21 protein-coding genes and 2 pseudogenes are annotated in these 21,150 nt (G+C 69.6%); 12 read left to right on the top strand and 11 right to left on the bottom strand.

All coding sequences use genetic code 11. From position 1 onward, the window contains the following. Window positions 1-34 precede the first annotated feature (34 nt). From L3V85_RS03080 to L3V85_RS03105, 6 genes are read left to right on the top strand one after another with little or no spacing between them, the layout of a single operon-like run. On the top strand, window positions 35-1,177 hold the full coding sequence (locus L3V85_RS03080) for a branched-chain amino acid ABC transporter substrate-binding protein (protein ID WP_237677958.1): 1,143 nt from the start codon (window positions 35-37) through the stop codon (window positions 1,175-1,177). 14 nt (window positions 1,178-1,191) lie between these two features. Beyond that, window positions 1,192-2,127, top strand: coding sequence for a 4-hydroxyproline epimerase (locus L3V85_RS03085; RefSeq protein ID WP_237677959.1), 936 nt, complete (start codon window positions 1,192-1,194; stop codon window positions 2,125-2,127). 11 nt (window positions 2,128-2,138) lie between these two features. After that, entirely contained in the window at window positions 2,139-3,242 is a 1,104-nt protein-coding gene (locus L3V85_RS03090; RefSeq protein WP_237677960.1) for an NAD(P)/FAD-dependent oxidoreductase, read from the top strand. Continuing rightward, window positions 3,239-3,493 carry a (2Fe-2S)-binding protein gene (locus tag L3V85_RS03095; protein WP_237677961.1) on the top strand — a complete coding sequence of 85 codons (255 nt, stop codon included), beginning with the start codon at window positions 3,239-3,241 and terminating at the stop codon, window positions 3,491-3,493. The genes L3V85_RS03090 and L3V85_RS03095 overlap by 4 nt, the downstream gene beginning before the upstream one ends. Continuing rightward, window positions 3,490-4,794 (top strand): NAD(P)/FAD-dependent oxidoreductase, encoded by a 1,305-nt coding sequence (locus L3V85_RS03100; protein WP_237677962.1) that lies wholly within the window; start codon window positions 3,490-3,492, stop codon window positions 4,792-4,794. Before L3V85_RS03095 ends, L3V85_RS03100 begins: the two co-directional genes overlap by 4 nt. Continuing rightward, the gene (locus L3V85_RS03105) at window positions 4,791-5,489 is read left to right on the top strand and encodes a GntR family transcriptional regulator (RefSeq protein ID WP_237677963.1); all 699 of its coding nucleotides are present in this window, start codon (window positions 4,791-4,793) and stop codon (window positions 5,487-5,489) included. The genes L3V85_RS03100 and L3V85_RS03105 overlap by 4 nt, the downstream gene beginning before the upstream one ends. A gap of 16 nt (window positions 5,490-5,505) precedes the next feature. On the opposite strand, the gene L3V85_RS03110 is transcribed toward L3V85_RS03105, so the two are convergent. Then, window positions 5,506-5,727: a tautomerase family protein gene (locus L3V85_RS03110; protein WP_237677964.1), complete on the bottom strand. Its 222-nt coding sequence runs from the start codon at window positions 5,725-5,727 to the stop codon at window positions 5,506-5,508. Continuing rightward, window positions 5,658-6,626 carry an EamA family transporter gene (locus L3V85_RS03115; protein WP_237677965.1) on the bottom strand — a complete coding sequence of 323 codons (969 nt, stop codon included), beginning with the start codon at window positions 6,624-6,626 and terminating at the stop codon, window positions 5,658-5,660. Before L3V85_RS03115 ends, L3V85_RS03110 begins: the two co-directional genes overlap by 70 nt. Window positions 6,627-6,717: 91 nt before the next feature. On the opposite strand from L3V85_RS03115, the gene L3V85_RS03120 reads away from it, so the two are divergent. Then, the gene (locus tag L3V85_RS03120; protein WP_237677966.1) at window positions 6,718-7,605 is read left to right on the top strand and encodes a LysR family transcriptional regulator; all 888 of its coding nucleotides are present in this window, start codon (window positions 6,718-6,720) and stop codon (window positions 7,603-7,605) included. A 19-nt stretch (window positions 7,606-7,624) separates the two neighbouring features. On the opposite strand, the gene L3V85_RS03125 is transcribed toward L3V85_RS03120, so the two are convergent. Next, a complete protein-coding gene (locus L3V85_RS03125; protein ID WP_237677967.1) occupies window positions 7,625-7,945 on the bottom strand; it encodes a hypothetical protein in 321 nt (106 codons plus the stop codon). 93 nt (window positions 7,946-8,038) lie between these two features. Continuing rightward, entirely contained in the window at window positions 8,039-8,209 is a 171-nt protein-coding gene (locus L3V85_RS03130) for a hypothetical protein (protein WP_164546861.1), read from the bottom strand. 59 nt (window positions 8,210-8,268) lie between these two features. Between L3V85_RS03130 and L3V85_RS03135 the strand changes: the two genes are divergently transcribed. Beyond that, entirely contained in the window at window positions 8,269-9,723 is a 1,455-nt protein-coding gene (locus L3V85_RS03135; RefSeq protein ID WP_237677968.1) for an MATE family efflux transporter, read from the top strand. Here the strand turns inward: L3V85_RS03135 and dbpA are convergent. The 4 genes from dbpA to L3V85_RS03155 all read right to left on the bottom strand — a co-directional run bounded on the left by dbpA (window position 9,698) and on the right by L3V85_RS03155 (window position 13,397). Continuing rightward, on the bottom strand, window positions 9,698-11,128 hold the full coding sequence (gene dbpA / locus L3V85_RS03140) for an ATP-dependent RNA helicase DbpA (protein ID WP_237677969.1): 1,431 nt from the start codon (window positions 11,126-11,128) through the stop codon (window positions 9,698-9,700). The two genes, L3V85_RS03135 and dbpA, sit on opposite strands and share 26 nt — an antisense overlap. 84 nt (window positions 11,129-11,212) lie before the next feature. Further along, window positions 11,213-11,485 (bottom strand): translation initiation factor IF-1, encoded by a 273-nt coding sequence (gene infA, locus L3V85_RS03145; protein ID WP_015867950.1) that lies wholly within the window; start codon window positions 11,483-11,485, stop codon window positions 11,213-11,215. A 58-nt stretch (window positions 11,486-11,543) separates the two neighbouring features. Then, window positions 11,544-11,792, bottom strand: coding sequence for a hypothetical protein (locus L3V85_RS03150; protein ID WP_198087622.1), 249 nt, complete (start codon window positions 11,790-11,792; stop codon window positions 11,544-11,546). Between the two features lie 363 nt (window positions 11,793-12,155). After that, window positions 12,156-13,397 carry an MFS transporter gene (locus tag L3V85_RS03155; protein WP_237677970.1) on the bottom strand — a complete coding sequence of 414 codons (1,242 nt, stop codon included), beginning with the start codon at window positions 13,395-13,397 and terminating at the stop codon, window positions 12,156-12,158. Between the two features lie 85 nt (window positions 13,398-13,482). Here L3V85_RS03155 and L3V85_RS03160 point away from each other — a divergent pair, with 85 nt between their 5' ends. Both L3V85_RS03160 and L3V85_RS03165 read left to right on the top strand, forming a co-directional pair. Beyond that, window positions 13,483-14,940 (top strand): PLP-dependent aminotransferase family protein, encoded by a 1,458-nt coding sequence (locus L3V85_RS03160; protein ID WP_237677971.1) that lies wholly within the window; start codon window positions 13,483-13,485, stop codon window positions 14,938-14,940. A gap of 85 nt (window positions 14,941-15,025) precedes the next feature. Beyond that, a complete protein-coding gene (locus L3V85_RS03165; protein ID WP_237677972.1) occupies window positions 15,026-16,111 on the top strand; it encodes a catalase family protein in 1,086 nt (361 codons plus the stop codon). A gap of 5 nt (window positions 16,112-16,116) precedes the next feature. Here L3V85_RS03165 and L3V85_RS03170 read toward each other — a convergent pair. Beyond that, window positions 16,117-16,803 (bottom strand): annotated as a pseudogene (locus L3V85_RS03170) (sugar phosphate isomerase/epimerase family protein); the annotation flags it as partial. A 65-nt stretch (window positions 16,804-16,868) separates the two neighbouring features. Between L3V85_RS03170 and L3V85_RS03175 the strand changes: the two are divergent. Further along, window positions 16,869-18,004, top strand: a protein-coding gene (locus L3V85_RS03175) for an IS3 family transposase (protein WP_414080174.1) whose coding sequence is annotated in 2 segments (ribosomal slippage) — window positions 16,869-17,124 and window positions 17,124-18,004 — 1,137 coding nt in all. Because the reading frame shifts where the segments join, the coding sequence is not laid out codon by codon here. 41 nt (window positions 18,005-18,045) lie between these two features. Here the strand turns inward: L3V85_RS03175 and L3V85_RS03180 are convergent. After that, window positions 18,046-18,435 (bottom strand): annotated as a pseudogene (locus tag L3V85_RS03180) (sugar phosphate isomerase/epimerase); the annotation flags it as partial. Window positions 18,436-18,575: 140 nt separating this feature from the next. Between L3V85_RS03180 and L3V85_RS03185 the strand changes: the two are divergent. Continuing rightward, the gene (locus tag L3V85_RS03185; RefSeq protein ID WP_237677973.1) at window positions 18,576-19,466 is read left to right on the top strand and encodes a gamma-glutamyl-gamma-aminobutyrate hydrolase family protein; all 891 of its coding nucleotides are present in this window, start codon (window positions 18,576-18,578) and stop codon (window positions 19,464-19,466) included. A 21-nt stretch (window positions 19,467-19,487) separates the two neighbouring features. On the opposite strand, the gene L3V85_RS03190 is transcribed toward L3V85_RS03185, so the two are convergent. Beyond that, window positions 19,488-21,128, bottom strand: coding sequence for an acyl-CoA dehydrogenase family protein (locus tag L3V85_RS03190; protein ID WP_237677974.1), 1,641 nt, complete (start codon window positions 21,126-21,128; stop codon window positions 19,488-19,490). Window positions 21,129-21,150: the final 22 nt, after the last annotated feature.

Raw genomic sequence — 21,150 nt, forward strand, 5'->3', positions numbered from 1 at the left:
GTTTTTCATCGTCCCCAACCCAGTAGGAAGAAGCATGAAGACAAAAGCAAGCATGGTTTCGTTTCTCGGACTCGCGGCGCTTGCCGCAATCACCGTTTCCGGCCAGGTGCAGGCGCAGGAACAGGTGGTCAAGATCGGCCACAGCGGACCGCTGTCGGGCCCCAATGCCTTCGCGGGCAAGGACAATGAAAACGGCGTGCGCCTCGCCATCGAGGAGCTCAACGCGAAGAAGCTCATGGTCGGCGGCAAGACGCTGAAGTTCGAGCTGGTCTCCGAAGACGATCAGTGCGACGCCAAGACCGGCGTGAGCGTGGCGCAGAAGTTCGTGGACGACGGCGTGAAGTTCGTCATGGGCCCGTACTGCTCCGGCGTGGCCATTCCGGCCTCGCGCATCTACAGCGACGGCGGCGTGCTGCTGTCCACCGTGGGCACGAACCCCAAGGTCACGCAGGGCGGCTACAAGAACCTCTACCGCATCATCGCCAGCGACAACCAGATCGGCGGCGCGATGGCGGTCTATGCGGCCAAGGTGCTCAAGGTCAAGAAGGTCGGCGTGATCGACGACCGCACCGCCTTCGGCCAGGGCCTGGCGGAAGAGTTCACCAAGGAAGCCAAGACGCAGGGCCTCACGGTGGTCGGGCAGGAGTTCACCACCGACAAGGCCGTCGACTTCACCGCCATCCTGACCAACATGAAGGCCAAGTCGCCCGAGGCCATCTTCTTCGGCGGCTACGCGCCCCAGGCCGCTCCCATGGCCCGACAGATGAAGCAGCTGGCCGTGGCCGGCAAGCTGCTGGGCGGCGACACGGTCTGCAGCCCCGCCACCGGCAAGCTCGGCGGCGACGCGGTCAACGACGTGGTGTTCTGCGCGCAGGGCGGCTCCATCCTCGAGAAGGCACAGAGCGGCCCGGCGTTCAAGGAGAAGTTCAAGAAGCGCTTCAACATCGACGCCGATGCCTACGCCGCCTCTTACTACGACCAGGTGATGTTCATCGGCGAGTCGATGAAGAAGGCCAACTCCGTCGACCCCGACAAGGTGGGCGCCGAGCTCTACAAGACCACCTACAAGGGCGTGGCCGCCACCTACGCCTACGACGACAAGGGCAATATGAAGCAGGCGCCGATCACGGTGTTCACCTTCAAGAACGCCGCGCCCGTTCCCCTGGCCAGCTACTGATGGGACCCGGCCGCATGCAGCGCATCCAGGTCATCGACTCTCACACGGGCGGCGAGCCCACGCGCCTGGTGACCGGGGGCTTCCCCGACCTGGGCAAGGGCAGCATGGCCGAGCGCCGCGCGCTGCTGGCCGAGCGGCACGACAAATGGCGCGCCGCCGCCGTGCTGGAGCCGCGCGGCAGCGACGTGGTGGTGGGCGCGCTGCTGTGCGAGCCCGTGTCGCCCGACGCCGCCGCCGGCGTGATCTTCTTCAACAACGCCGGCTACCTCGGCATGTGCGGCCACGGCACCATCGGGCTGGTCGCGAGCCTTGCGCACATGGGGCGCATCGGCGTGGGCGAGCACCGCATCGAGACGCCCGTGGGCACGGTCACCACCACGCTGCATGAAGACGGCTCGGTGAGCGTGCGCAACGTGCCGGCCTACCGGCACCTGCGGCAGGTGGCGGTCGAGTTGCCGGGCCATGGAACCGTGCGTGGAGACGTGGCCTGGGGCGGCAACTGGTTCTTCCTGGTGAGCGAACACGGCCAGCGCGTGGCCAGCGACAACCTCGCCGCGCTGACCGACTACACCGCCGCCTTGCGCCGCGCGCTGGCGGCGCAGGGCATCACAGGCGCCGACGGCGCCGAGATCGACCACATCGAACTCTTCGCCGACGACAGCGAAGGCGCCGACAGCCGCAACTTCGTGCTGTGCCCCGGCAACGCCTACGACCGCTCGCCCTGCGGCACCGGCACCAGCGCCAAGATCGCCTGCCTCGCGGCCGACGGCAAGCTCGCGCCGGGCGCGGTGTGGACGCAGGCCAGCGTGATCGGCAGCCGCTTCGAGGCCAGCTACGCGATGGACGGCGACAAGGTCATTCCCACGCTGCGCGGCCGCGCGCACATCAGCGCGGAAGCCACGCTGCTGATCGACGACGCCGATCCCTTCGGCTGGGGTATCCGGCTCTGACATCGGGCGGCATGGACGCGGATGCCATCGTCATCGGCGCCGGCATCGTCGGCGCGGCCTGCGCGCATGCGCTCGCGCAGGCGGGGCTGCGGGTGCTGGTGCTCGATGCGCGCATCGGCGGCGCCACCGGCGCGGGCATGGGCCACCTCGTGGTGATGGACGACAACGCGGCCGAGCTGGAATTGAGCCGCCGCTCCGTCGCGCAATGGCGCGCGCTCGCGCCGCGCATGGGCGAAGACTGCGCCTACAGCCCCTGCGGCACGCTCTGGATCGCGGCCAATGCCGAAGAGATGGCGGAGGCCGAGCGCAAGCAGCAGCGCCTGCACGCACACGGCATCGACGGCCGCCTGCTGACCGCGAGTGGACTGGCGCGCGCCGAGCCCGCCCTGCGCAAGGGCCTGGCCGGCGCGCTCGAAGTGCCGGGCGACGGCATCCTCTATGCGCCCAACGCGGCGCGATGGCTGCTCGCGCAAGCCGCCGACGCGGTGCGCGTCGAGCATGCAAAGGTCGCCGCCATCCAGGACGACGGCACGCTGCGGCTCGCCGACGGCAGCCGCCGCAGCGCGCCGCGGATCGTGCTTGCCAACGGCATCGAGGCCACGGCGCTGTGCCCCGAACTTCCGATCCGCCCGAAGAAGGGCCATCTGCTGATCACCGACCGCTACCCGGGCACCGTGCACCACCAGCTCGTCGAACTCGGCTACGTGACCAGCGCGCACCACAGCGATGGCGATTCGGTCGCCTTCAACGTGCAGCCGCGCCCCACCGGGCAACTGCTGGTCGGCTCGTCGCGCCAGTTCGACACCACCGATCCGGCGGTCGAGGCGCCGATGCTGGCGCGCATGCTCCAGCGCACGCTCGACTACCTGCCGGGGCTCGCGAACCTCAACGCCGTGCGTTCATGGACCGGCATGCGCGCCGCCTCGCCCGACGGCCTGCCGCTGCTGGGCAGGCATCCGTGGCGCGAGAAGCTCTGGCTCGCGGTCGGGCACGAAGGCCTCGGCGTGACGACCGCGCCGGGCAGCGCGCACCTGCTCGCCGCGCTGATGACCGGCGCCAAGCCCGATTTCGACGCGGCGCCCTACGCGCCGCGCGGCCTGCGAGGAATGGCATGAGCGGCCACACCCTGCTGCACATCGACGGCCATCTGGTGCGCGTGAAGACGGGCAGTTCGGTGGCCGCCGCGCTGCGCTTGGCCGGTGGCGGCGGCATGGGTGTCGCGCGCACGTCGGTCACGGGGCAGTCGCGCGCGCCGTTCTGCGGCATGGGCGTTTGCCAGGAATGCCGCGTGCTGGTCGACGGTCGCCGCAGGCTCGCATGCCAGACGGTGTGCGCCGAGGGCATGCGCGTGGAGACGACGGAATGAACCGCATCGCGACGGACAGATGCGACGTGCTGGTCGTCGGTGCCGGACCGGCCGGCATGGCGGCGGCGGTGGCGGCCGCGCCGAGCGGCGCATCCATCGTCGTGATCGACGACAACCCCGCGCCCGGCGGACAGATCTGGCGCGACGGCCCCGGCGCCGCGCTGCCGCCGGCGGCGCGCAAGTGGCGCGAAGCGCTCGCCGCGCACGCCAACATCCGCGTGCGCAGCGGCACGCGCATCGTCGCCATCTCCGCGCCCGGCGAACTGCTGCTCGAAGACGCCGACGGCGCGACGCGCATGGCGTGGCGCAAGCTCGTTCTGTGCACCGGCGCGCGCGAATTGCTGCTGCCCTTCCCCGGTTGGACGCTGCCCGGCGTGACGGGCGCGGGCGGCCTGCAGGCGCTGGTCAAGGCGGGCATGCCGGTCGATGGCGAACGCATCGTCATCGCGGGCAGCGGGCCGCTGCTTCTTGCTGCTGCCGCGACCGCGCGCGCGGCGGGCGCGAAGGTGCTGCGCATCGCGGAGCAGGCATCGTTCGCATCGGTCGCGCGCTTCGGCGCCAGCCTGGCGCGCTGGCCGGGCAAGGCGGCGCAGGCCGTCGGGCTGGCCGACGGCGGTTACCGCACCTCGTCGCGCATCGTCTCCGTGCACGGCGTGGCGCAGGTCGAGTCGGTCCGGTTGCTGCAGGGCGGCAAGGAAACCGACATTGCCTGCGACCGCGTGGCCTGCGGCTTCGGCCTCACGCCCAACACGCAGCTCGGGCAGTTGCTCGGCTGCGCGCTCACGCCCGCAGGCAACGGTGCGCAAGCCTTGTCGGTCGATGCAAGGCAGGCCACCAGCGTCCCCGGCATCTACGCCGCCGGCGAATGCACCGGCTTCGGCGGCAGCGAGCGCGCGCTGGCGCAGGGCGCCATCGCCGGCCATGCCGCCGTGGGCAACGAGCGCGCGGCGAAAGCCCTAGAAGGCGAGCGCGCCCGCTGGAATGCCTTCGCGGCGCAGCTGCACCGCAGCTTCGCGCTGGCCGAAGACATCCGGCGCATGCCGCAGGCCGACACGCTCGTCTGCCGCTGCGAAGACGTTCCTTTTTCCGCATTGGCCGCCTGCTCCGGCTGGACCGACGCCAAGCTGCACCGCCGCTGCGGCATGGGCGCCTGCCAGGGCCGTGTCTGCGGCGATGCGGCGCAGTTTCTTTTCGGCTGGACGCCGCCCGCGCCGAGGCCGCCGCTGTCGCCGGTCCGCATCGCGACGCTGGCCGGCCTCGTCGAGCCGGACATGGCGGACCCCGTGGACGCCCGACAATGACGCCGCAGCATCCGCAGAAGAACACCATGGCCGTCCCGCAGACCGATTCCCGTCCCCCGCCCAAGCGCCGCGCCGCCGACCTCGCCTACGACGCCATCGAGACGCTGCTGTCCACAGTGCAGCTCGAGCCGGGCAGCCAGATCGCCGAGGCCGACCTGGCCGAGCGCACCGGGCTCGGCCGCACGCCCGTGCGCGAGGCGCTGATGCGCATGGTGTCGATCGGCCTCATCGTGCAGCAGCCGCGCCGGGGCCTGCTGGTGTCGACCATCGACCTGGCCGACCACCTCGACGTGATCCAGACGCGGCGCGTGCTCGAGCGGCTGATTGCCGCGTGCTCGGCGCGCCGCGCCACCGCGCAGCAGCGCACGGGCATCGTGCATTGCGCCGAGATGATGGTCGAGGCCGCGGGCCGTGGCGACCTCAACGACTACATGAAGGCCGACCGCGCGCTCGACCTCGTCAACCACCAGGCGAGCCACAACGATTCGGCGGTGAAGGCCGTGGTGCCGCTGATCGTGCAGTGCCGGCGCTTCTGGTACGCCTACCAGCACGAGGGCGAGATCGTCGAGGGCGCCAACGCGCACCTCGAACTGGCGCAGGGCATCGCCACCGGCGACGAGGCCGCCGCCATCGCCGGCGCCGACCGGCTGATGGACTACCTCGAAGTGTTCGCGCGCAAGATCATCGACAAGTAGGCCGCCCGACTACCTACTACCCGCCGGCTGCGCGCCGCCGCTGGCGCAGCACCGTCGCGCTCTCGCCGCCCTGGCCCCAGTTGTCGGGGTCGATCTCGTCGATCAGCACCGTCACGTCTTCGGGCCGCTTGCCCAGCACGTCTTGCAGCAGCTTCGTGGCGCCGGCGATCAGCGCGGCCTTCTGCTCGCGCGTGGCGGGCTGCTCGCGGCGCGCGAGGCGGATGGTGACGAGGGGCATGAGCGGATTCCTCCAGGGAGCGTGGCTGCGCGATTCTGCCAAGGCTGCCCGCCGCGCTGCGCGCGCTGGCTCAGCCAGATGCTCGCGATCACGATGCCGATGCCCAGCACTTGCCAGGCCGAGAGGCTCTGCTCCAGCAGCGCCCAGCCCAGGATCACGGCCGTCACCGGGCTCAGGAAGGCCAGCGGCGCGATCGCCGAGGGCTCCAGCCGGGCCACGCCGCGGAACCACACGATGTAGGTCAGCGCGGCACCCACCAGGCCCAGCCAGCCGAAGCCGATCCAGTTGTGCGGCGTGAGCGCGGGCAGCGGCGGCTCCAGCAGCAGCGCCACCGGCAACAGCAACAGGCCGCCCGCCGTGAGCTGCCACGCCGTGAAAGTCAGAGCCGACACCGGCGGCTGCCAGCGCCGGCTCAGCACCGTGCCGAAGGCCATCGACACGGCGGCTGCAATGGCCGCGGCGATGCCCACGGCGTCGAGCGCCGCGTTCGGCGTGAGCACCAGCAGCGCGACCCCGCCGATGCCCACCGCCGCCGCCACCACCGACAGCGCGCGCACCGGCGCGCCCAAAAAGGCGCTGGCCAGGAACACCACCAGCAGCGGCTGCACCGAGGTGATGGTGGCCGCCACCCCGCCCGGCAGCCGGTAGGCCGCCAGGAACAGCATCGCCCACAGCATCGAGAAATTCAGCGCGCCCAGCACGAAGATGCGGCCCCACCATGCGCGCTCCGGCAGCTTGCGCACGATCAGCAGCAACAGCAGGCCGGCCGGCAGCGCGCGCAGCAGCGCCACCGTGAGCGGGTAGTTCGGCGGCAGCAGCTCGGTCGTGACGATGTAGGTGCTGCCCCAGATCGCGGGCGCTGACGCGGTAAGGAGGACGTCGGTGGTGCGGCTTGTCATGGGGCCAATCTATTGAATTGACCGGTAGTTGTGAATGCTCGAATAATGAATTGATTCTTTACCTTCAGTCGTCAATTCGATCCGATCCGGCATGGACCATCTCACCGCCCTCAAGGTCTTCCGCACCACTGCCGCCACGGGCAGCTTCGCCGGTGCGGCGCGGCAGATGGGGCTGTCGGCCGCGGCCGTCAGCAAGAACATCGCGCAATTGGAGGCGCACCTGAAGGTGCGGCTCATCAACCGCACCACCCGGCAGATGAGCCTGACCGAGGCCGGCGCCGCGTACCACGAGCGGCTGTCGCGCATCCTCGACGAGCTTTCGGAAGCCGATGCCGCGCTCGCCCCCATGGGCAGCAGCCCCGGCGGCGTGCTGCGCGTGAGCGCGCCGCTCACGTTCGCGCTCACCTCGCTGTCGCCCGCCATTCCCGAGTTCATGGCCCGCTACCCCAACTTGCGGCTGGAGCTGAACCTGCAGGACAGCCGCTCGGACATCATCGGCGAGGGCTACGACCTGGCCATTCGCGGCAGCGACCGGCTCGAAGATTCCAGCCTCGTCGCGCGCCGCCTCATGACCATGGACCACGTGCTGTGCGGCGCCCCCGGCTACTTCGCCACCGCCGGCCGCCCCGCGCGGCCCGAAGACCTGAAGGCCCACGAGTGCGTGCAGTTCACGCTCTCGGGCCATGCGAACAAATGGACCTTCAGCCGCGCTGGCCGCAGCGTGGCGGTGCCCGTCGACGGGCGCTACAAGGTCAGCTCCAGCATCGCCGTGCGCGACGCGCTGCTCGCAGGCTTCGGCCTGAGCCTGATTCCGCGCATCTACGTCGAGCACGAACTGGCCTCTGGCCGCCTGCAGGCGGTGCTCGAAGACTGGGAGGCCGACAAGACGCCGGTGTACGCGGTCTATCCCTCGCGTCACCTGGCGGCGAAGACGCGCGTTTTCGTCGACTTTCTGGCGGAGCGGTTTTCGGGGCGCTGACCGTTCGGGAGCGGCGCGGTCAGTCGGCGTCGGGCGCCGGCTCCGGGCCTTCCCAGCCCAGCAACTCAGCCAGCCGCTGCACGATCCAGGTGGCCTCGGCCACAGACACGCCGGCCTCGGGTGTGGCGAGCCCGGCGTGGATGCGCCGCAGGATCTCGCTTTCGACCGGCACTTCGGTGTGGTGCTGGATCTGCGCGTGGCCCACGAGATGGTTCGCGAGGTCTTCGCAGATCTCGTAGCGCGCGCGCACCACGCCGATCGGCTCGCTCAGGCGCTGGCGCGCGTCGCTGTAGACAGCGAAGAACGAGGGCGGGATGAAGATCTGGTTGTCGTCGGACATCGCGAGTTGCTCAGGAAGACCGTCGTCCCAACGACAAAACGCGCCCGGGGGCGCGTTCGTCGTCGTGGCTCCGGGGAGCCGGCGAGGGCTGGATCAGCCGCCCTTCTTGGCGCGCTTGCCAGGGTTCTTCTTGCTGCGCGTTGCGGTGCCGCGCTCGAGGCTGACCTTCTGGCCGCCACCGGAGCGAGGCACGGTGTAGCCGGGCAGCGGCGTCGGCTTCGGGGTGGCAACGCGTTCGGCTTCGGTACGGAATGTCTTGGGCATGAAAAGCTCGGGTAAAAGTAATGTTCGAACCCGCAATTAGGCCACATCGAGGATTTCATATGCCAATAACCGAAACAGCCGCCGGCGCCGGGCGTCCGCGCTTCGTTTCGGGCTCGCTGATGCGCCATGTCTGCGTCATGGCGGGCACGGGCGCCATCGGGCTGATCGCGGTGTTCGCGGTCGACCTGATCAACCTGTTCTACATCTCGCTGCTCGGTGAAAAAGAGACGGCGGCGGCGGTCGGTTTCGCGGGCGTGGTGGGGTTCTTCCATGCGTCGCTGTGCATCGGGCTGACCATCGGCATCGCGGCCGTGGTGTCGCGCACGGTGGGCGCGGGGCGCATGGACGACGCGCGCCGCATCGGCACTTCGAGCCTGGTGTTGATGGTGGCTCTGTCGGTGCTGGCGGGCACGGGCACGGCCTTCTTCCTGCATCCGGCGCTGCAGGCGTTGGGCGCGCAGGGCGAGACGGCGCGGCTCGCGCATCGCTATCTGTCGGTGACGGTGCATACGCTGCCGCTGCTGGGCATCGGCATGGCGACTTCGGCGCTGCTGCGTTCGGTGGGCGACGCGCGCCGCTCGATGACGGTCACGCTGGCGGGCGCCTTCGTGACGGCGGTGCTCGACCCGATATTGATCTTCGGCTTCGGACTGGGGCTCGACGGCGCGGCCATCAGCGCGGTGGTGTCGCGCACGGCATTGGCAGCCCTCGGGCTGCACGGCGTGCTGGTGAAGCACCGCATGCTCGGCCCCTTCCAGGCTTCGCGGCTCGGCGCCGATGCGCGCGCGCTCGGGTCGGTGGCGGGACCGGCGGTGCTGACGAACCTGGCCACGCCCGTGGGCGCGGCCTTCGTCACGCATGCGGTGGCGCAGTTCGGTCCCTCGGCGGTGGCGGGCGCGGCCACCATCGACCGGCTGACGCCGGTGGCCTTCGGGCTGGTCTATGCGCTCAGCGGCGCCGTAGGACCGATCCTGGCGCAGAACCTGGGCGCGGGGCAGTACCGCCGCGTGCAGGAAGGGCTGCGCGCCAGCCTGCTGTTCATGGTGGCGTCGGTGGCCGTGGCGTGGCTGTTGCTGGCGCTGGGGCAAGGCCTGCTCGTTCGCGCGTTCTCGGCCGAAGGGCAGGCGGCGGAACTGATCTCTCTGTTCTGCAGCTGGCTGGCCGCGAGCTTCTTCTTCGCGGGCGGGCTGTTCGTGGCGAACGCGTCGTTCAACAACCTCGGGCATCCGCTGCTGTCGACCGGCTTCAACTGGGGGCGCGCCACGCTGGGCACGATCCCGTTCGCCTGGTGGGGTTCGCACTACGGCGCAGCCGGCGTGCTGATCGGGCAGGCCGTGGGCTCGTCGATCTTCGGCTTGCTGGCGGTGGTGGTGGCGTTCCGGCTGGCCGCGAAGCTGGCGCGGCAGGAAGCCCCCGATGCGGCGCCGGCCCCGGTGCTCGACGCGCCGGTGGCGCCGACATCGGCGCTGGCCACGCCGCAGCCGGCCGTTACTGCTCCAGCAGCCGCACCTTGACCGACTTGCCCTTGACGCGGCCGCTGGACAGCTTGCGCGCCGCCTCGGCGGCGATGGCGCGGTCGACCGCCACATAGGTCGAGAACTCGTTGACGTTGATCTTGCCGACTTGGTCTTTCGCGTAGCCGCAGTCGCCCGTCAGCGCGCCCAGCACGTCGCCGGCGCGGATCTTTTCCTTGCGCCCGCCCACGATCTGCAGCGTGGCCATCGGCGGCTTCAGCGGCGAGCCCTTGCCCGGCGTGAGTTCGGACAGCTCGTGCCATTCGGATTCACGGCCCTGCAGCTGCTCGATCTTCCCGACAAAGCCCATCTCGTTCATGCTGGCCAGGTTCAGCGCCAGGCCTTCAGCGGCGCCTTGCTGCCCCACGCGGCCGGTGCGACCGACACGGTGGATGTGGATTTCGGAGTCGGGCGTCACGTCGACGTTGATCACCGCCTCGAGCTGCGAAATGTCGAGCCCGCGCGCCGCCACGTCGGTGGCCACCAGCACCGAGCAGCTGCGGTTGGCGAACTGCACTAACACCTGGTCGCGCTCGCGCTGCTCCAGTTCGCCGAAGAGGGCCAGCGCGCTGAAGCCCTGCGCCTGCAGCACGTCGACGAGGTCGCGGCACTGCTGCTTGGTGTTGCAGAAGGCCAGCGTGCTGACGGGGCGGAAATGGTCGAGCAGCAGGCTCACGGCGTGCAGCCGCTCGCTGTCCTTGATCTGGTACCAGCGCTGGCGGATCTTGCTGCCCTCGTGCTGCGCCTGCACCGTGATCTGCTCGGGGTTCTTCATGAACTGCTGCGCGAGCTTGGCGATGCCTTCTGGGTATGTGGCCGAGAACAGCAGCGTCTGGCGCTCCTTCGGGCACTGGCGCGCCACCGTCACGATGTCGTCGAAGAAGCCCATGTCCAGCATGCGGTCGGCTTCGTCGAGCACCAGCGTGTTGAGCGCCGACAGGTCGAGGTTCTCGCGTTCCAGGTGGTCCATGATCCGGCCCGGCGTGCCGACCACAATGTGCGCGCCGTGCTCCAGGCTGGCGACCTGCCCGCGCAGCGCGACGCCGCCGCAGAGCGTGACGACCTTGATGTTTTCCTCGGCTCGCGCCAGGCGGCGGATCTCGGTCGTGACCTGGTCGGCCAGCTCGCGCGTCGGGCACAGCACCATCGCCTGGATGGCGAAGCGGCGGGCGTTGAGGTTGGCCAGCAGCGCCAGCGCGAAGGCGGCGGTCTTGCCGCTGCCGGTCTTGGCCTGCGCGATCAGGTCCTTGCCGAGCAGCGCCGGCGGCAGCGCGGCCGCCTGGATCGGCGTCATCTGCGTGTAGCCGAGCTGGGTGAGGTTGGCCAGCATCTGGGGCGAGAGCGCCAGTGCGGCAAAGCCGTTGTCGGCTGGGGTGCCGCCGGCTGTGGGATTGGGTGTGGTCATCGTTCAGCAGCCGGGAAGCGCAAAAAACAAAAGCCTTGCCGGCGCCCTTCGCGGGGCGCCGCAAGGCCTTTCGTCAGTCGCGGATCAGCGGCGGGGTGCGTTGTTGTTGCCGGAGTTGGTCGGCGGCGGGCCGCGACGTTCCAGGTGACGGAAGGTGATACGGCCCTTGGTCAGGTCGTAGGGCGAGAGTTCGAGCGACACCTTGTCACCCGCCAGGATGCGGATGTGGTGCTTGCGCATCTTGCCGCCGCTGTAGGCGATCAGCTGATGGCCGTTGTCGAGCGTGACGCGGTAGCGCGAGTCGGGCAGGACTTCGGTCACCGCGCCGTTCATTTCGATCAGTTCTTCCTTGGGCATGTGTGATTACCTCTGAATCGTTCGATGTGTGTTGGAGATGGAATCGGGCGTAATTGTTTCAGGCCGCGCACGGGAGCGCGAGAGGGGCGCGTTCGCGCACCCAGCAAAGGCCCTGGTCGACGGCATAGCGCACCGCCGCGGCGTGGCTGGCAAAGCGCGGCGTGAAGCGCATCACGCGGTCGTGCATGCCGCTGCCGTGGCCGGAGCGGATGGAGACGGAGGCGGCGAAATTGCCGTCGTCCTGGTGTCGGATGAGCGGCGAAACAAGGTACTTGCCCACCGCGATACTGTGTTGAATGATGTCCATGAAGCCTTGGCTCAGCGCGCGGATACAAAGCGCGAAGAGCCTGAAAAATAATTGAAAACGGGCGTGGGCCGGCCGCAATGGCGCGGCGAACGCGCTATTCGCTTCAACAGGAACGAAGGCAGTGGTGGCAATCATGGGCGCCCGGTCTGGCGCTCCAACACACTGTGTGAGCCGGCTTGGGAATGAGAGGCCTGAAGAATCCAAGGACAGTGCAGGTCAGCCGGCGGTATTGACGAAATTCTTCGTCGTGGTATCGAAACGAACCCGACATTATAGCCCGCAGGGCATGACGAGCGCTTGTCTTAATTGCGGGAGCTTCATGAAAAAGGCCCCGAAGGGCCGTCGATCAGGCATTGCAAGCTATCAAAAGCATAGCGATGCACGGCCGTTGCAGGCTACCCGAGCCTTGCGTGCCGCCCGCAGAAGCAGCACCAGCCCCACGAGCTGCATCGCCGCGCCCGTCCATCCCACCGCGCTCACGCCGAACAGCTCGATGGCCGCGCCGCCCAGCGCCGAGCCGGCCGCGATGCCCAGGTACGTCGCCGAGGCGTTGAGCGACAGCGTCATCGGCGCGCGCTCCGGCGCCAGCCGGATCAGCCGCACCGCCTGCGCCGGGCCGAAGCCCCAGCCGGCAAAGCCCCACAGTGCCGACAGCCCGACGATCAGCGGCAGCGCCAGCCCGCGCGGCAGCATCTGCGCCGAGAACGACAGCCCGCCCATGATCAGCACCAGCATCAGCGCGAAACCCTGGGCCGTGCGATGGGCGCCGAAGCGGTCTGTGGCCCAGCCGCCGGCCGCCGTGCCAAGGGCTGCCGCCACGCCGATGGCGCAGAACACCGCGCTCGCGCCGTCGGCCCCGAAGCCCACCGTGCCCGACAGGAACAGCGCGATGTAGGTGTAGAAGCTGAAGCCGCCCGTGGCCCACAGCAGGGTGACGAGCAGTGCCGGCAGCACGCCCGGTTCGCGCGCCGCCTCGAAGGCCGGCGCCTGCTTCCCGGCAACAGGGGCTTGCGCCAGCCCGCGCGGCAAGCCCAGCGCCAGGCCCCAGGTGGCCAGCGCCGCCACCGCCGCGATCAGCATGTAGGCCGTGCGCCAGCCGCCCCAGCTCGCGATCCATGCGCCCAGCGGCACCCCGAGCGCCACCGCCACGGTGCCGCCGCCGCTCACGATCGCCAGCGCCCGGCCGCGCAGCGCCGGCGACACCATCGCGGCCGCCACCGCACTCGCGGTCGGCAGGAACACGCCGGCAGCCAGCCCCAGCGCAACGCGCGCCAGCGCCAGCTGCGCGAAGCCGTGCGCCATCGACGCGGCCAGCGCCAGCGCCGAGAACGCCGCCAGGCTCGCGACCAGCAGCGGCCTGCGCCCGAAGCGCGCGAACAGCGCCGCCATCAGCGGCGAGCCGACGGCATAGCTCAGCGCGAACAGCAGCACCAACTGCCCGGCCCGCGTGGCGCTGACCTGCAGGTCGGCCGCCAGCACCGGCAGCAGCCCCGCGACCATGAAGCTTTCGGTGCCGATGGCGAAGGCGCCCAGCGCGAGCCAGCCCAGGCTCAGGGGCAGCCGTTCGGGCTCGGGCAATGGCGCGGCGGCGAGGTTCGTTTGCATGGATGGCTCCGTTCGAAAAGTGTTCCGAGGCCTTCAGAATAGGTTTGCAATTGGTTCCTCAAAAGAACCACAATCGGCGAACTTCATGGAACCACTTTTCGAGCTAGCCATCCGCCTGCCGGGCGCCGGCTCGCGCGACCTGCTGCGCGAGATGCACCGCCAACTGCGCGCCGCCATCCTCGACGGCCGGCTGCAGCCCGGCGCGCGCCTGCCCGCCACGCGCGCGCTGGCGCAGCGGCTCGGCGTGTCGCGCAACACGGTGCTCGCGGCCTACGACCTGCTGCTGAGCGAGGGCTATCTGCTGGCACGCCCCGGCGCCGGCACTTATGTGGCCGACACCCTGCCCGCCTCGCGGCGCGGCCGGCCCGCACGCGGCTCCATGGCCCGACGCGACCCCCGCCTGGTGCCGCTGCACGTGCCCGGCGCCGATCTCGCGCCGACGCTGCAGCCGCAGGCGTCGCGCGACGACTTCCGCGTCGGCCTGCCCGACGTGAGCGCCTTCCCCTTCGACATCTGGCGGCGCCTGTCCGACCGCGCGCTGCGCCGCATCGCGCGCCAGACCGCCGACTACGCCGACCCGCAAGGCCAGGCCGCGTTGCGCGAGGCGATCGCCGGGCATGTGTCGTTCACGCGCGCGGTGGGCTGCGCCGCCGACGACATCGTCGTGACGGCCGGCGCGCAGCAGGCCTTCGGGCTGCTCGCGCGCATCCTCGTCGTGCCGGGGCGCACGGTGGTCGCGGTCGAGCAGCTGTTCTATCCCTCGCTGCGCGAAGCCATGCTGGCCGCCGGCGCCAGGGTGGTCACCGTGCCGACCGACGCCGAAGGCCTGTGCGTCGAGCGCATTCCGCCCGAAGCGCGCGTGGTCTGCGTGACGCCGTCGCACCAGTTCCCGACCGGCGTCGCGATGTCGCCGCAGCGGCGCGCCGCGCTGCTCGCCTTCGCGCGGGCGCGCAACGCGGTCGTCATCGAGGACGACTACGACAGCGAATTCCGCTTCGCCGGCCGCCCGCTCGACGCGTTGCAGACGCTGGACCGCGCCGAGTCGGTCTTCTACGTCGGCACCTTTTCCAAGAGCCTTTTTCCCGCGCTGCGCCTGGGCTTCGTGGTCGCGCCGCCCTGGGCCCGCGCGGCGCTGGTACGAGCACGCGAACTGGCCGACTGGCACGGCCCGGTGCTCGGGCAGGAGGCGCTGGCGGCCTTCATCGCCGAAGGGCACCTGGCACGGCACATCCGCAAGATGCGCAAGCTGTACGGCGCGCGGCGCACCGCCCTGCTCGACGCATTGGCGCGGCACGGCGAAGGCCGGCTCGAGGCCATTCCCTCCAACGCCGGGCTGCACCTGTCGGCCTGGCTGCATGGAAAAACGCGCGCCGACGCCGTGGTCGAGCGCGCCGCCGCGGTCGGCATCACGCTGCCGCCACTGTCGCGTTTCGCGCTCGACCCGCAGGCGCCCGACGTGCCCAACGGGCTCGCGTTCGGCTACGGGCTGATCGGCGAATCGCAGACCGACGGCGCCGTCCGGCGGCTCGTGCAACTGCTCTGAAGCCCGTCCCGCGCAGGTATTCGAGCGCACGCAATGGGGTTGCGCTCCTACAGCCGGCCTTCGCGGTGCTGCGCTCAATCGCGCCATGAACACGACCGCCCTCTCCTCCACAACCCCCGTGCGCTACGACCCCGCCGTGGAAACCTTCCGCGACGACGAGGCGCAGACGCAGACCGACCTCGTGGCCACGCTCGTCGACATGGAAAAAACCATGGCCGACCACACCGGCCATGCCATGCGCGCGGTGCACGCCAAGAGCCACGGCCTGCTGCGCGGCGAACTGCGCGTGCTCGACGGCCTGCCGGAGCCGTTGGCCCAGGGGCTGTTCGCATCGGCGCGCCGCTACCCGGTCGTCATGCGGCTGTCGACGCCGCCCGCCGAAGTGCTGGACGACCGCGTCTCGCTGCCGCGCGGCATGGCCGTGAAAGTGATGGGCGTCGAAGGCGCGCGCGTCGATGGCGCCGAAGGCGGCACCACGCAGGACTTTCTGTTCGTCGACGGTCCGGTGTTCGCCGCGCCGGACGCCAAGGGCTTCCTGCGCAGCCTGAAGCTGCTCGCCGGCACCACCGACAAGGCGCCGACCGCCAAGCGCGTGCTGTCCGGCGTGCTGCAGGGCGTGGAGAAAGCGGTCGAGACCTTCGGCGGGCAGAGCGGCACGCTCATCGCGCTGGGCGGCCATGCCGAGACGCATCCGCTGGGCGCCACCTTCTTCACCCAGGTGCCCATGCGCTACGGCGCCTACATCGCCAAGCTGCAGCTGGTGCCCGTGTCTCCCGCGCTGCTGGCGCTGGAGAACGCACCGCTCGACCTCGCCGGCAAGCCCGACGGCACGCGCGAGGCGGTGGCCGATTTCATCCGCGCGAACCCCGCCGTGTGGGAGTTGCGCGCGCAACTGTGCGTGGACCTGGAGCGCATGCCGGTCGAAGACGCCTCGATCGAGTGGCCGCAGGCGTTGAGCCCTTTCGTCGCGGTCGCACGCATCACCGCCGATCCGCAGGAGGGCTGGAGCGAAGCGCTGGCGCGCGAGATCGACGACGGCATGGCCTTCAACCCCTGGCATGCGCTCGCCGCGCATCGGCCGCTGGGCAATGTGATGCGCGCGCGCAAGGCCGCATATGCGGCTTCGTCGGACTACCGCAGCGAGCGCAACGGCTGCCCGCTGCACCGCTGAAAATTTCAGCCGAGCCCGAGCATTCGCCGGTTGGCTGCCACGTCGACTCCGCCCGCCGCGAAGTCGTCGAAGGCACGGTCGGCCACGCGGATGATGTGGTCGGCAATGAACTTCGCGCCCTCGCGCGCGCCGTCTTCCGGATGCTTGATGCAGCACTCCCACTCCAGCACCGCCCAGCCGGGGAAGTCGTACTGCGCCATCTTCGAGAAGATGGCCTTGAAGTTCACTTGCCCGTCGCCCAGCGAACGGAAGCGCCCGGCGCGGTTGATCCAGCTCTGGAAGCCGCCGTACACACCCTGCTTGCCGGTCGGGTTGAACTCGGCGTCCTTCACGTGAAAGATCTTGATGCGCTCGTGGTAGTGGTCGATGTAGGCCAGGTAGTCGAGCTGCTGCAGCATGAAGTGGCTCGGGTCGTACAGCAGGCAGGCGCGCGGGTGGTTGTTCACGCGCTCCAGGAACATCTCGTAGCTCACGCCGTCGTGCAGGTCTTCGCCGGGGTGGATCTCGTAGCCCACGTCCACGCCCACGGCGTCGAAGGCGTCGAGGATCGGCCGCCAGCGGCGCGCGAGTTCGTCGAAGGCTTCCTCGATGAGTCCCGGCTGGCGCGGCGGCCACGAATAGAGGTACGGCCAGGCCAGTGCGCCCGAGAAGGTCGCATGCGCCGTGAGGCCCAGGTTGGCCGACGCCTTTGACCTGCCCCCTTCCAGCCGTACCAGCGTAATGGCAGTGAAGTCCGTCAACTTGGAGAATGACGGACATGAGAAAGAGCAGATATACCGAGGAGCAGATCATCGGTTTCATCAAGCAGGCCGAGGCCGGCTTGCCCATCAAGGAGCTGTGCCGCAAGGGCGGCTTCAGCGACGCCACCTTCTACAAGTGGCGTGCCAAGTACGGTGGCATGGAGGTGCCCGATGCGAGGCGCCTGCGTGAGCTGGAGGCGGAGAACAACAAGCTCAAGAAGCTGTTGGCCGAAGCCCACCTGGACATCCACGCGCTGAACACCGCCTTCGGGGTAAAGCGTTAGCCCCACAGGCCAAGCGTGCCGCCATCGCCACCATGATCGAGCAATGCGGTCTGAGCGAGCGGCGGGCATGCAGGCTTGTGGGGCTCTCACGCGACAGCTGGCGCAACCCACCCGAGATCGATGCCATGACCCAGGAGCTCAGCAGCAAGATCGTGGAGATCGCGCACGTGCGCCGGCGCTTTGGCTATCGGCGCATCCACGACATGCTGCGCCCGCACTTCCCCGGGGTGAACCACAAGAAGGTCTACCGGCTCTACAGCGCGGCCAACCTGGCCGTGCGCAAGCGCAGGAAGGCCAAGCGGCCCGTCAGCGAGCGCGTGCCGCTGCAGCTGGCCAGGACGGTCAATGAGGTCTGGAGCATGGACTTCGTCAGCGACAGCCTGAGCACCGGGCGGCGCATCAAGTGCCTGACGGTGGCCGACGACTTCAGCCACGAGTGCGTGAGCATCTCGGTGGACTGGGGCATCTCGGGGCAGTACGTGACGCGGCTGCTGGACCAGGCGGCGGTCTTCAGGGGCTACCCGCTGGCCGTGCGCACGGACAACGGCCCGGAGTTCACCAGCAGGGCGTTCATGGGTTGGGCGCAGACCCACGGCATCCGCCACATCCTGATCGAGCCTGGGCGACCCATGCAGAACGGCTACATCGAGAGCTTCAATGGAAAGTTCAGGGACGAGTGCCTCAACGAGCAGTGGTTCGAGACGCTGATGCAGGCCAGGTCGGCCATCACCGCCTGGCGCCAAGACTACAACGAGGTCAGACCGCACAGCAGCTGTGGGCGAATGCCACCGGCAAAGTTCGCCGAGCAGCATCGCCAGCGCGCTGGCGATGCTGCTCGAACCAGCTCAACCACCATCGAGATCAATTAATCTTGAAACCCCGGACTTCCTCGTTATGAATGGCACGGCGGAAGGGGGCAGGTCACCTTGGCCGCGTAGTGCAGCTGCTGCACCGCCCACTGCTGGCGCCGAACCGGGTCGCCGCGCACTTCGGGCGCCGCGAAGCCGTCGAAGCCCGCGTCGTAGGCCGGGTGCACCGCCACCAGCTGGCCCTGCAGGTGAGTCGAGAGTTCGGTGATCTCCAGGCCGTGCCCGGCCAGCGTGCCCTTCACTTCGTCGCAGTAGGTCTTGCTTTCGGCGGCCTTCTTCAGGTCGAACAGGCGGGCGTCCCAGCTGGGAATCTGCACGCCCTTGTAGCCCAGGCCGGCGGCCCAGCCGGCAATGCCGTCGAGCGTGTCGAACGGTGCCGTGTCGCCCGCGAACTGGGCGAGAAAAATGGCGGGACCCTTGATTGTCTTCATCGGTTTGTCTTCCTTGTTCGTCGGGGTGGCGTTGAAAGCATACTTGGCGTGTCGTCCGACCCCGTGCGAGAGGCCAACGAGCCACAATGGATTTTCCTTTTCGCATCACCCGTCCGGTTCGCTCCGTGGACAGTCCCGCGATGACACAACCTGTTTCCGCCCGGCTCAAGATCGGCCTGTCCGCCTGCTTCTCGCATGCCGACCCGGCCCGATCGCTCTTCACCAACAAGACGCTGCAGTACGTCGAGCAGTCGATCGCGCACTGGCTCATGTCCGCCGGCGCGATGGTGGTGATGGTGCCCTGCCCCACCGGCGAGACGGCGCGCGGCGACACCAAGCTGTCGCACTACGCCGAATGGCTCGATGGCGTGGTGATGCACGGCGGTGCCGACGTCTGGCCCGGCAGCTACGGTGAGGTGCCGCTGAAAGACGCATGGATCGGCGACCGCATCCGCGACCTCTACGACCTGGCGCTGGTCGAAGCCTTCGAGCAGGCCGGCAAGCCCATCTTCGGCGTGTGCCGCGGGCTGCAGCTCATCAACGTGGCCTTCGGCGGCACGCTCTACCAGGACATCGAGGCGCAGCACGGCCACCCCGAAACGCTCAAGCACCGCGACCCGGTCACCTACGACCAGAACTTCCACCAGATCGAGCTGGTGCAGGGCACTCGCCTGTCGAAGCTCTACCCCGACCTGAAGACCGCGCGCGTCAACAGCATCCATCACCAGGGCGTGAAGGACATCGCGCCCGGCTTCGACATCGAGGCCTGGAGCCTGCCCGACCGCGTGCCCGAGGCCATCCGCCGCCGGCCCGACCGGGGCCGCAGCTACATCGCCGCGACCCAGTGGCACCCCGAATTCCACAAGTACGGCAGCACCGAGACGGTCGACGACACGCCCATTCTCCACGACTTCCTGTGGGCCTGCGCCACCGCCCGCGTGGCGCCGCGCACGAGCACCATGCGCGGGATGCCGGGGCGAATCCGCAACCGCGCCGCGCGCCTGTTGCGACAGGCGCTGCTGCGGCGCTGAAATCGCGCCGATATCGCGTTTTCAGCGCCAGGCCGCGTGCACCAGGGCCGCCGGGTCGCTGGTGCCGGCGCCGATGCCGGTCACGCGGCCCCAGTCGGGGTCGAAGCGGCTCGACAGGAAGGCCGCCGAGGCTTCGGCGCTCGCGTTCGACAGCATCAGGCAGGCCTGCGCCAGCAGCACCAGCCGCTGCGTGAAGCGGCGGGCCTGGCGCTCCAGTTCCTGCGGCGGCAGCTGCGTCATCTGGCGCAGGGCCTCCACCTGGGCCAGCAGGCGCGGCTCGCCGGTGGCGATGTCCTGCAGATGGTCGAGCACCAGTTGCACGTCGCCCGGGTTGCGCGAGACGGCGCGCAGCACGTCCAGGCACATCACGTTGCCCGAGCCTTCCCAGATCGAATTGACCGGCGCCTCGCGGAAGAGCCGCCCCATCGGGCCGTCTTCCACATAGCCGTTGCCGCCGAACACCTCCATCGCCTCGCCGGTGAGCGCCACCGCGCGCTTGCAGTTCCAGAACTTGGCGGCGGGCGTGAGCAGGCGGCGCCAGGCGGTGTCGAGCGGCGCGTCGGAGCCGAAGCGCGAGGCCAGTTCCATCGCCAGCAGCATGGCGCCTTCGGATTCGAGTGCCATGTCGGCCAGCAGCTCGGTCATCACCGGCTGGTGGATCAGCGCCTTGCCGAAGGCGAAGCGGTTGCGCGTGTAGTGCGCCGCCTGCGCGAAAGCCTGCCGCATGAAGCCGGCGCTGGAGAGCGCGCAGTCGAGCCGGGTCACGGTGGCCATTTCGATGATGGTCGGGATGCCCCGGCCCTCGTCGCCCACCAGCACGCCCCAGGCGTCCTTGAACTCGACTTCGCTGCTCGAGTTGGAGCGGTTGCCGACCTTGTCCTTCAGCCGCTGGATGTGGATGGCGTTCTTGCCGCCGTCGGGCCGCCAGCGCGGCACGAAGAAGCACGAGGAGCCGTGCTCGTCGGTCTTGGCCAGCACCAGGTGGCCGTCGCACATCGGCGCCGAGAAGAACCACTTGTGGCCGGTGATGAGGAATTCCTCGCCCCACGGGCCGCTGCCCGCCGGCACCGCGCGGGTGGTGTTGGTGCGCACGTCGCTGCCGCCCTGCTTTTCGGTCATGCCCATGCCGACGGTCATCGAGGTCTTGCCTTCGAGCGGGATGTCGCGCGCGTCGTGCTCGTTCGACGCGAGCTTGCCGCGCAGCTCCGCGTACAGCGCGGCGTTGCGGCGCATGACCGGGATGCAGGCCTTGGTCATGGTGGTCGGGCAGGTCGAGCCCGACTCGATCTGGCTGTGCATGTAGAGCGACGCGCCATAGCCCACCCAGGCCGACGGGCGCTCGTCGAAGAACGGCAGGTTGGCGATGCCGTTTCGCCGGGCGATGGTCATCATCGTGTGCCACGCGGGGTGGAACTTCACCTGGTCGATGCGCGCGCCGGTGCGCGAGTGGGTGTGCAGCTCGGGCTCGTGGCGGTTGGCGTCCTCGGCGGCGCGCAGCGTGGCTTCGGCGCCGTACTCCGCGCCCTGGCGCACCAGCTCGTCGTCGCGCCATGCGGCGCCGCCGCGCGCCACCGCACCGCGCAGCGAACGGTCGCTGGTGTAGACGTTGTAGTCCTTGAGTTCGGGCGCCTGGTTGTCGGGATGGATGCCGGTGGTGGTCATGGAAGGTCTCGTTCGTTCTGGC

Source organism: Variovorax paradoxus, from assembly GCF_022009635.1.
GTDB lineage: Bacteria > Pseudomonadota > Gammaproteobacteria > Burkholderiales > Burkholderiaceae_C > Variovorax.

What these genes read in the sequence shown, in the direction of transcription:
- L3V85_RS03080 (WP_237677958.1), top strand. Translation starts at nt 35, where the DNA reads ATGAAGACAAAAGCAAGCATGGTTTCGTTTCTCGGACTCGCGGCGCTT.
- L3V85_RS03085 (WP_237677959.1), top strand. Translation starts at nt 1,192, where the DNA reads ATGCAGCGCATCCAGGTCATCGACTCTCACACGGGCGGCGAGCCCACG.
- L3V85_RS03090 (WP_237677960.1), top strand. Translation starts at nt 2,139, where the DNA reads ATGGACGCGGATGCCATCGTCATCGGCGCCGGCATCGTCGGCGCGGCC.
- L3V85_RS03095 (WP_237677961.1), top strand. Translation starts at nt 3,239, where the DNA reads ATGAGCGGCCACACCCTGCTGCACATCGACGGCCATCTGGTGCGCGTG.
- L3V85_RS03100 (WP_237677962.1), top strand. Translation starts at nt 3,490, where the DNA reads ATGAACCGCATCGCGACGGACAGATGCGACGTGCTGGTCGTCGGTGCC.
- L3V85_RS03105 (WP_237677963.1), top strand. Translation starts at nt 4,791, where the DNA reads ATGACGCCGCAGCATCCGCAGAAGAACACCATGGCCGTCCCGCAGACC.
- L3V85_RS03110 (WP_237677964.1), bottom strand. Translation starts at nt 5,727, where the DNA reads ATGCCCCTCGTCACCATCCGCCTCGCGCGCCGCGAGCAGCCCGCCACG.
- L3V85_RS03115 (WP_237677965.1), bottom strand. Translation starts at nt 6,626, where the DNA reads ATGACAAGCCGCACCACCGACGTCCTCCTTACCGCGTCAGCGCCCGCG.
- L3V85_RS03120 (WP_237677966.1), top strand. Translation starts at nt 6,718, where the DNA reads ATGGACCATCTCACCGCCCTCAAGGTCTTCCGCACCACTGCCGCCACG.
- L3V85_RS03125 (WP_237677967.1), bottom strand. Translation starts at nt 7,945, where the DNA reads ATGTCCGACGACAACCAGATCTTCATCCCGCCCTCGTTCTTCGCTGTC.
- L3V85_RS03130 (WP_164546861.1), bottom strand. Translation starts at nt 8,209, where the DNA reads ATGCCCAAGACATTCCGTACCGAAGCCGAACGCGTTGCCACCCCGAAG.
- L3V85_RS03135 (WP_237677968.1), top strand. Translation starts at nt 8,269, where the DNA reads ATGCCAATAACCGAAACAGCCGCCGGCGCCGGGCGTCCGCGCTTCGTT.
- dbpA (WP_237677969.1), bottom strand. Translation starts at nt 11,128, where the DNA reads ATGACCACACCCAATCCCACAGCCGGCGGCACCCCAGCCGACAACGGC.
- infA (WP_015867950.1), bottom strand. Translation starts at nt 11,485, where the DNA reads ATGCCCAAGGAAGAACTGATCGAAATGAACGGCGCGGTGACCGAAGTC.
- L3V85_RS03150 (WP_198087622.1), bottom strand. Translation starts at nt 11,792, where the DNA reads ATGGACATCATTCAACACAGTATCGCGGTGGGCAAGTACCTTGTTTCG.
- L3V85_RS03155 (WP_237677970.1), bottom strand. Translation starts at nt 13,397, where the DNA reads ATGCAAACGAACCTCGCCGCCGCGCCATTGCCCGAGCCCGAACGGCTG.
- L3V85_RS03160 (WP_237677971.1), top strand. Translation starts at nt 13,483, where the DNA reads ATGGAACCACTTTTCGAGCTAGCCATCCGCCTGCCGGGCGCCGGCTCG.
- L3V85_RS03165 (WP_237677972.1), top strand. Translation starts at nt 15,026, where the DNA reads ATGAACACGACCGCCCTCTCCTCCACAACCCCCGTGCGCTACGACCCC.
- L3V85_RS03185 (WP_237677973.1), top strand. Translation starts at nt 18,576, where the DNA reads ATGACACAACCTGTTTCCGCCCGGCTCAAGATCGGCCTGTCCGCCTGC.
- L3V85_RS03190 (WP_237677974.1), bottom strand. Translation starts at nt 21,128, where the DNA reads ATGACCACCACCGGCATCCATCCCGACAACCAGGCGCCCGAACTCAAG.